This is a genomic window from Streptomyces sp. PU-14G (genome assembly GCF_041028275.1).
Taxonomy (GTDB): domain Bacteria; phylum Actinomycetota; class Actinomycetes; order Streptomycetales; family Streptomycetaceae; genus Streptomyces.
This window is the reverse complement of record NZ_JASKYT010000294.1, coordinates 1-8,584: the sequence shown is the minus strand read 5'-3', so window position 1 is coordinate 8,584 and position 8,584 is coordinate 1. Positions and strand designations below refer to the sequence as shown.

The 8,584-nt window shown below is 72.7% G+C and carries 6 protein-coding genes and 1 pseudogene; all 7 read right to left on the bottom strand.

What is annotated here, in order from left to right; genetic code table 11:
- Positions 1-1,379, bottom strand: a pseudogene (locus AB8Z75_RS26375) (ATP-binding protein); the annotation flags it as partial.
- Positions 1,380-1,617: 238 nt separating this feature from the next.
- On the bottom strand, positions 1,618-1,974 hold the full coding sequence (locus AB8Z75_RS26370) for a cupin domain-containing protein (protein WP_369206170.1): 357 nt from the start codon (positions 1,972-1,974) through the stop codon (positions 1,618-1,620).
- 294 nt (positions 1,975-2,268) lie between these two features.
- Complete coding sequence (gene hemB / locus AB8Z75_RS26365) at positions 2,269-3,294, bottom strand: porphobilinogen synthase (protein WP_369206168.1); 1,026 nt, start codon at positions 3,292-3,294, stop codon at positions 2,269-2,271.
- Positions 3,291-4,928, bottom strand: coding sequence for a uroporphyrinogen-III synthase (locus AB8Z75_RS26360; protein WP_369206172.1), 1,638 nt, complete (start codon positions 4,926-4,928; stop codon positions 3,291-3,293). Before AB8Z75_RS26360 ends, hemB begins: the two co-directional genes overlap by 4 nt.
- A gap of 62 nt (positions 4,929-4,990) precedes the next feature.
- Positions 4,991-6,001, bottom strand: a complete 1,011-nt coding sequence (gene hemC, locus AB8Z75_RS26355) for a hydroxymethylbilane synthase (protein ID WP_369206163.1) — start codon at positions 5,999-6,001, stop codon at positions 4,991-4,993.
- Positions 5,998-7,311, bottom strand: a complete 1,314-nt coding sequence (locus tag AB8Z75_RS26350) for a glutamyl-tRNA reductase (RefSeq protein WP_369206161.1) — start codon at positions 7,309-7,311, stop codon at positions 5,998-6,000. Before AB8Z75_RS26350 ends, hemC begins: the two co-directional genes overlap by 4 nt.
- Positions 7,308-8,096 carry a redox-sensing transcriptional repressor Rex gene (locus AB8Z75_RS26345; RefSeq protein ID WP_369206159.1) on the bottom strand — a complete coding sequence of 263 codons (789 nt, stop codon included), beginning with the start codon at positions 8,094-8,096 and terminating at the stop codon, positions 7,308-7,310. Before AB8Z75_RS26345 ends, AB8Z75_RS26350 begins: the two co-directional genes overlap by 4 nt.
- Positions 8,097-8,584 lie beyond the last annotated feature (488 nt).

The window sequence follows — 8,584 nt, the reverse complement described above, 5'->3', positions numbered from 1 at the left end:
CTCCGGGAGCGGCCCCCGTGGGCGGCGGCCCGCACCGGGAGGGTGCGCTCCGGCGCCCGGTCCKSCSGSGCCGYGSCGSGCGRGCCGCCGCCCACGGGGGCCGCTCCCGGAGGGTGCCCGGCGTCCGGAGCCCGGGGCGCGGCCGTCGTCTTGTGCGGCTCCTCGCGGGCGCCCAGCATGGCGTGGGGCAGGACGAGGACGGCCTGGATGCCGCCGTAGATGTTGGTGCGGAGCTGGACGGCGATGTCGTGCCGCCTGGCGAGGGTGCCGACGACGTACATGCCGATGCGCCCGTCGGACAGCAGTGCGGCGACGTCGACGCTGTCGGGATCGGCCAGCAGCGCGTTCATGCGGCGCTGTTCGGCTCCGGTCATGCCCAGGCCGCGGTCCTCCACCTCCACCGCGAGCCCCGCGGTCACATGCGTGGCGCGCAGCAGCACGTGCGTCTGCGGCGCGGAGTAGACCGTCGCGTTCTCCACCAGTTCGGACAGCAGGTGGATGACGTCGGCGACCGCCCCTCCCCGCACGCTGCCCTCCAGGGGCGGCACCAGTTTGACGCGCTGGTAGTGCTCGACCTCGGCGGTGGCCGAGCGGAGGATCTCGGTGAGCGGTACGGGCCGGGTCCACTGGCGCCGGGAGACGGCGCCGCCGAGGACCGCCAGGTTCTCGGCGTAGCGGCGCACGCGGGTGGCCAGGTGGTCGACCTGGAAGACGCTCTTGAGGATGTCGGGGTCCTCGACCTGGTTCTCCAACTCGTCCAGGACCTTGATCTCGCGGTGCAGCAGCGATTGCAGCCGGCGGGCGAGGTTGACGAAGACGGCGACGCGGTCGTCCGCCGGGAGCCCCTGCCGCGGTCCCGCCTCGCCGCTGCCCGCGGTGCGGGCAGCGGCGCCGCGTGCGGCCAGGTGGGCGGCCTGTGCCACCGCGCGGTGTGCGGTGTGCCGCGCGAGGGCGAGTTCGTGGGCGAGCGACTCCAGTGGGTCGCCGCCGGGCCGGTGCACGGGCGCGGGGGCGGGCGGGGGCTCGCCGAGCGGTTCGCCCGCCTGGAGTCTGCGCAGTTGGGCCGCTGTCTCCGCGCGGCCGTGCTCGGCCGCTTGGCGCAGTGCGGCGTAGCGCGCCTGTCGCGTGCGCGCCTGGGTGGTGGCGGCCAGCACGCCGGCGACGAGCGCTCCGGCCGCGACGAGTAACGCCCCGGCGAGCACGCTCACGGTGGCCGCGTCGTCGAAACCGGTCTCGGCGGCCGTCGCCGCGCTCGGTTCCCACGCGTTCCACAGGTAGGCCACGGTTCCCGCGCCGGCGAGTGCGACGACGAGGGCGGGCGCCGTCGCCAGCCGTATCAGGCGGCGGCGTACCGCCGCGTCCGCTGGAGGTTGAGGCATCGCTTCCCTCGGTGGTTCCGCTGCGAACAAGGAGTGTCCCCGCACGGCGGAGCACCGTCCTTCTTCCGCTGGGTGGCGTGGGTCCAGCCATGGTGCTACGGCGCAGGGCGCGATGCGGGACCCCGTCACAACTGCCACCCAACTGGGGCGAGTTCGACAGCGAGGTGGACGAAAACGAACGCATACGAGCGGGAGTCGGCCGATTCCGATCGCCGGAACCGGCCGCGTCTCCCGGTCCTCAGCGCTCGGGGAAGAACGCGTACAGCAGGCACCCCTGCTCGCTGCGCGGCTGGTGGGTGGAGCCCTTGGCCCCTCGCACCCGGCTGCCGGCCGGGTAGCGTCCGCCCTCGTCCCGGAGCTCCCCTTCGACGACGACCAGGATCTCGCTGCTGTCGCCGTGGTGGTCGGGCTCGGTGTAGCCGGCTCCCGGGGCGAACCGCACGTACGCCTCGCGCGGCAGCGGGTCCGAGCCGTCCGCGGGACTGGTCCAGCTGACCACCTGGGCCGTCACCCCGGGGTACAGCTCGATCGGATCGATGCCCTCCAGCGCCTGGGCGTCGACCACATGGAAGTCGGGGCGCGCGGAAGTCGTCACGATGTGCTCCTCTTTCTCTGCGGTGGCGCTGCGACAAAGGGGACTTCGCGAGACGGGAGAGGTGCGCCGTCGAAGTCGCGCGGGGTCAAGCCGCCCAGCACAGTGCGATGACATGACGTCAACTGCCTCGGCAGCGGCGGCACTTCGCTTTCCGCCACCCTCTGCGAACGAGGCTCGAAGAGCGTAAGTGATCCTTCCGGCTCCCACAACGGAAACGGGCGTTAATTGATCGGACAACGACAAGAGCCCCATCCGGGGCGGATGGGGCTCTCGGTCTGGTCGGTGCCGCTCGGTTCAGTACCGCGCGCGCAGCAGCCCCGCGGCCTCCGTCGCCCAGTAGGTCAGGATCATGTTCGCGCCGGCGCGGGAGAAGCTCGTCAGCGTCTCCAGGACGGCCGCCTCGCGGTCGATCCACCCCTTCTCCGTCGCCGCCTCGACCATCGCGTACTCGCCGGAGATCTGGTAGACGCCGACGGGCACCTCGACGCGCTCCGCGTAGTCCCGCAGGATGTCCAGATAGGGCAGGCCCGGCTTGACCATCACCATGTCGGCGCCCTCGGCCAGGTCGAGCGAGAGCTCACGCAGCGCCTCGCGGGCGTTGGCCGGGTCCTGCTGGTAGGTCTTGCGGTCGCCCTGGAGGGAGGAGCCGACGGCCTCACGGAAGGGGCCGTAGAACGCGGAGGAGTACTTCGCCGTGTAGGCGAAGACGGCCACGTCCTGGTGCCCCGCCTCCTCCAGCGCGGCACGGACGTGCGCGATCTGGCCGTCCATCATGCCGCTGGGGCCCAGCACATGGGCACCGGCGTCGGCCTGGACGCGGGCCATCTCGGCGTACCGCTCAAGCGTCGCGTCGTTGTCCACGCGGCCGTCGCCGGTGAGCACCCCGCAGTGGCCGTGGTCGGTGTACTCGTCCAGGCACAGGTCGGACATGAGCACCAGCGCGTCGCCGACCTCGGCCCGTACGTCCCGCAGTGCCCTCTGGAGGATGCCGTCGGGGTCGGTGCCGGCGGTGCCGACCGCGTCCTTCTTGGCGTCCTCGGGCACGCCGAAGAGCATGAGCCCGCCGACACCCGCCTCCGCGGCCTCCACGGCGGCCTTCCGCAGCGTGTCACGCGTGTGCTGCACGACGCCCGGCATCGAACCCACCGGCACAGGATCGCTGATGCCCTCCCGCACGAAGGCGGGCAGGATCAGGTCGGACGGCCGCGTGTGGTGCTCGGCGACCAGCCGGCGCATGGCCGGTGTGCTGCGCAGCCGCCGCGGCCTGGTCGCCGGGAAGCTGCCGTACGCGCTGCCCTGCCCGGCGCCGTGGGTACTCATGATGTGCGTGCCCTCCTCCTGGCCGGGCGCTTCTCGCTCGGCCGCTTCACCTGCTCGCCCGCCTCCACGGCCACGGCGCGGCGCTGGGCGCCGAAGTCGGCGAGCGCCTCGGCCAGCTTGTGCACGGACGGCTCCGGAGCCATCACGTCCACCCGCAGCCCGTGCTCCTCAGCGGTCTTGGCCGTGGCGGGGCCGATACAGGCGATGACGGTGACGTTGTGCGGCTTGCCCGCGATACCGACCAGGTTGCGCACGGTGGACGACGAGGTGAACAGCACCGCGTCGAACCCGCCGCCCTTGATGGCCTCCCGGGTCTCGGCGGGCGGCGGCGAGGCGCGCACGGTGCGGTACGCGGTCACGTCGTCCACCTCCCAGCCCAGCTCGATCAGCCCGGCCACCAGCGTCTCGGTGGCGATGTCGGCGCGCGGCAGGAACACCCGGTCGATCGGGTCGAAGACCGGGTCGTAGGGCGGCCAGTCCTCCAGCAGCCCGGCGGCCGACTGCTCGCCGCTGGGCACCAGGTCCGGCTTCACGCCGAACTCGACCAGCGCCCCGGCGGTCTGCTCGCCCACCGCCGCGACCTTGATCCCGGCGAAGGCGCGGGCGTCGAGCCCGTACTCCTCGAACTTCTCGCGCACCGCCTTGACGGCGTTGACCGAGGTGAAGGCGATCCACTCGTAGCGGCCCGTGACCAGGCCCTTGACCGCGCGCTCCATCTGCTGCGGGGTCCGCGGCGGCTCCACGGCGATGGTCGGCACCTCGGCCGGCACCGCGCCGTAGGAGCGCAGCTGGTCGGAGAGGGAGGCCGCCTGCTCCTTGGTGCGCGGCACCAGGACCTGCCAGCCGAACAGCGGCTTGGACTCGAACCAGGCCAGCTGGTCGCGCCGGGCCGGGGCACTGCGCTCGCCGACCACGGCTATGACCGGCTGCCCGCCGTCGGGCGAGGGCAGCACCTTGGCCTGCTTGAGGGTCTGCGTGATCCCACCGAGCGTCGCGGCGAAGGTGCGCTGCCGGGTCGTGGTGCCCGCCAGCGTGACGGTCATGGGGGTGTCCGGCTTGCGGCCCGCGGCCACCAGCTCGCCCGCCGCGGCGCCGACCTCCTGCAGCGTCGTGGAGACGACGACGGTCGCGTCGCTGACGCCCAGCTCGGTCCAGCAGCGGTCGTCGGCCGTGGCCGCGTCGACGAACCGCACGTCCGTGCCCTGACCGTCGCGCAGCGGCACCCCGGCGTAGGCCGGCACGCCCACGGCCGCGGCGATGCCCGGCACGACCTCGAACGGAATGCCCTCGCCCGCCAGCGCGAGCATCTCCCTGGCGGCGTCCGAATCCATCCCCGGGTCGCCCGCGACCGCACGGACGACCCGCTTGCCGGCGCGCGCGGCGGCTATGGCAGACTCGCCCGCATCGATGGCCACATCGCCCGCCGGTGCGGAGGCAGTTGACGCCTCGTCAGTGACCGGCTGGAGCGGTGTGTCCACACCAGGGCGGGTGTGGACGCGCACGACGTCGTGCACGCGGGAGTCGGCGACGAGCACGTCGGCCTGCCCCAGCGCCTCGACGGCGCGCAACGTCAGCAGACCCGGATCTCCGGGCCCGGCGCCCAGGAAGGTGACGCGTCCCTGTGCACCATGCAGGTGCGCTCTCTTCGCGAATGCCGTCGTGCGTGCGGTGCTCGACTTGTCGGCGGCGGTGGGGCTCAAAGTGCTCGCTCCCCCATCAGACCGGCCGCACCCTTGGCGAGCATCTCGTCGGCGAGCTCCTGACCCATGCGGGCAAAGGCCGCATGGTCGACGCTCTCACCGTCGGACGCCGGTACGGGACCGGTGGTGGACAACTGCACCAGCGTGCGTCCGTCGGTGGTGCCGACGACGCCGCGCAGGCGCATTTCGGTGACAACCTGCCCCTCGACAAGCAGGTCGGCAAGCGCACCCACGGGTGCGCTGCAGCCGGCCTCCAAGGCGGCGAGCAGGGTTCGCTCGGCGGTGACGGCCGCCCGCGTGTGCGGGTCGTCCAGCTCCGCGAGCTGTGCGGCCAGGTGCGCGTTGGATGCCGCGCACTCGACGGCCAGTGCCCCCTGACCGGGGGCGGGAAGTACCTGGTCCGGGCTGATCAGTTCGGCGGCCTCCTCGGCGAGGCGGCCGACGCGCTGGAGCCCGGCGGCGGCGAGGACGACCGCGTCGAGCTCACCGGAGCGCACGTACCCGATCCGGGTGTCGATATTCCCCCGGATCGGAACGGTCTCGATCTCCAGACCCAGCGTGCGCGCCCAGGCGTGCAGCTGCGCCATCCGGCGGGGCGAGCCCGTGCCGATCCGCGCCGTGCCCGGCGCCGCGGCGCGCGCCAGCGCCTCGAAACCCAGCCCGTCCCTGCCGACCAGCACATCCCGCGCGTCCGCCCGCACCGGCACGGCGGCCAGCGCGAACTCGGGAGGCTGCGTGGTCGGCAGGTCCTTGAGCGAGTGCACGGCGAAGTCGATCTCGCCGCTCAGCAGCGCGTCCCGCAGCGCGTTGACGAACACCCCGGTGCCGCCGATCTGCGCCAGCTGCTCCTTGCTGACGTCCCCGTACGTGGTGATCTCCACCAGCTCGACGGGGCGCCCGGTGACCCTGCGGACCTCCTCGGCGACCAGCCCTGACTGCGCCATCGCGAGTTTGCTGCGGCGGGTGCCCAGCCTGAGTGGGGTAGTGGCTGTGGCATGGGTGTTCATTGCCGCTCCTGTTCCGGATTGCTGACAGCGGCGACCGCCTGCGGGTCGAGGTCGAAGAGTTCACGCAACGCGTCGGCGTACCCGGCGCCGCCGGGCTCGCCCGCGAGCTGCTTGACCCGCACCGTCGGCGCGTGCAGCAGCTTGTCCACGACACGGCGCACGGTCTGCGTGACCTCCGCGCGCAGCTTGTCGTCCATGCCGTGCAGCCGCCCCTCCAGGCGGGCCAGCTCACCTGCGACGACGTCGGCGGCCATGGTGCGCAGCGCGACCACGGTCGGCGTGATCGTCGCGGCCCGCTGTGCGGCGCCGAACGCGGCGACCTCCTCGGCGACGAGGGAGCGCACGGCCTCCACGTCACCGGCCATCGGCGCGTCCGCCTCGGCGTCGGCGAGCGACTCGATGTCCACGAGCCGCACCCCGTCGATGCGGTGCGCGGCCACCTCGACGTCCCGGGGCATGGCCAGGTCGAGGACCGCCAGCGCCGCATGACGAGGACGGCCGCCGACGGCGCCCTCGATGTCGGAGGCCGACAGGACGAGACCCGTCGCACCGGTGCACGAGACCACCACGTCGGCCGCCGCCAGCTCACCGGCGACCGCCGCCATCGGCACGGCACGCCCCTGAAGGCTCTCGGCCAGCCGCTCGGCCCTGTCCAGAGTCCGGTTGGCGATCACCAGTTCGCCCACACCGGCCCGCGCGAGCGTCACCGCGGCGAGCGAGGACATCGAACCGGCGCCGATCACCAGCGCCCGCTTCCCGTGCGCCCACTCCTCCACGGAAGCTCCGGCCGCGAGCTGCTCCAGGCCGAAGGTCACCAGGGACTGCCCGGCCTTGTCGATCCCCGTCTCGGAGTGCGCGCGCTTGCCCACTCGCAGCGCCTGCTGGAACAGGTCGTTCAGCAGCCGCCCCGCGGTGTGCTGCTCCTGCGCGACGGCCAGCGCGTCCTTGATCTGCCCGAGGATCTGCCCCTCGCCGACGACCATCGAGTCCAGCCCGCACGCCACCGAGAACAGGTGGTGCACGGCACGGTCCTCGTAGTGCACGTACAGATAAGGGGTCAGCTCGTCCAGGCTCACGCCGCTGTGCTGCGCCAGCAGGGTCGACAGCTCGGCGACGCCGGCGTGGAACTTGTCGACGTCCGCGTACAGTTCGATCCGGTTGCAGGTGGAGAGCACGGCCGCCTCGGCGGCGGGCTCGGCGCCCACGGTGTCCTGCAACAGCTTGCCCCGCGCCCCGGGCGCCAGTGCGGCGCGCTCCAGCACGCTGACCGGCGCGCTGCGGTGGCTCAGGCCGACGACCAGGAGACTCATGCCGGCATCACGGCGGGCAGGTCCCCGTCAGGTCCGGACTCGGGGGGCCGCTTGGTGACGGCCACGGCGGGCGGTGCGGCGGGCGGAGCCGTGTCCACCTCGGGAGCCGAGACCGGCTCCTCGCCCGCCTTGCGCTGCTCGTGGAAGGCGAGGATCTGCAGCTCTATGGACAGATCCACCTTGCGCACGTCCACGCCCTCGGGCACGGACAGCACGGTCGGCGCGAAGTTGAGGATCGAGGTGATCCCGGCGGCCACCAGCCGGTCGCACACCTGCTGGGCCGCGCCCGCCGGGGTGGCGATCACGCCGATGGACACCCCGTTGTCGTCGATGATCTTTTCCAGCTCGTCGGTGTGCTGGACCGGGATGCCGGCGACGGGCTTGCCGGACAGGCCGGGGTCGGCGTCGATCAGCGCCGCGACCCGGAAGCCGCGCGAGGCGAAACCGCCGTAATTGGCGAGGGCGGCGCCGAGGTTGCCGATACCGACGATCACGACGGGCCAGTCCTGGGTGAGCCCGAGCTCGCGTGAGATCTGGTAGACGAGGTACTCGACGTCGTAGCCGACACCGCGGGTGCCGTAGGAGCCGAGGTAGGAGAAGTCCTTGCGGAGCTTGGCCGAGTTGACGCCGGCCGCCGAGGCCAGCTCCTCCGACGATACGGTCGGCACCGAGCGCTCGGAGAGCGCCGTGAGTGCCCGCAGATACAGCGGAAGACGGGCGACGGTAGCCTCGGGGATTCCTCGGCTCCGACTCGTCGCCGGACGATGGTTTCGGCCAGTTGCCACGGTGCTCCTGCCGGTTGCGCGAAGCGGTGAGCGGTCGAACGTGAGGTGCCCTCGCGGACCGCTCCGTCGCGACCAGGCTATGCCTTTGTGAACGCGTGCACAAAGATGGTGTCCGCTTTGTCCGGTCAACGTGACCGGCGCCACAGGTACCAACGGGGACACCGGCCACACTCCTCACCAATACGCCCCCGGACGGCAAAACGCCCTCGATACTAATCGAAAGCAACGCGAACCCTGACCACATTCCCGCCTGGCGAGACCGCTTACGACAGGCTTTGCACGGTTTTCGACCGGCGCCGCCCGGGGCCACCACGGACGGCCACCGCCGACGGCCCCGACCGCCCAGGACACCCGCCCAGGACACGGCGGGGCGCACAGCGGCCCCGGGTGGACGGCCGGTCCCGGGTGGACGGCCGGTCCCGGGCGGGCGGGGCAGTCCTGGGCGGACCACGGGAGTCGGGTGAAGGCGGTGGTGGGCTCAGGCGGAC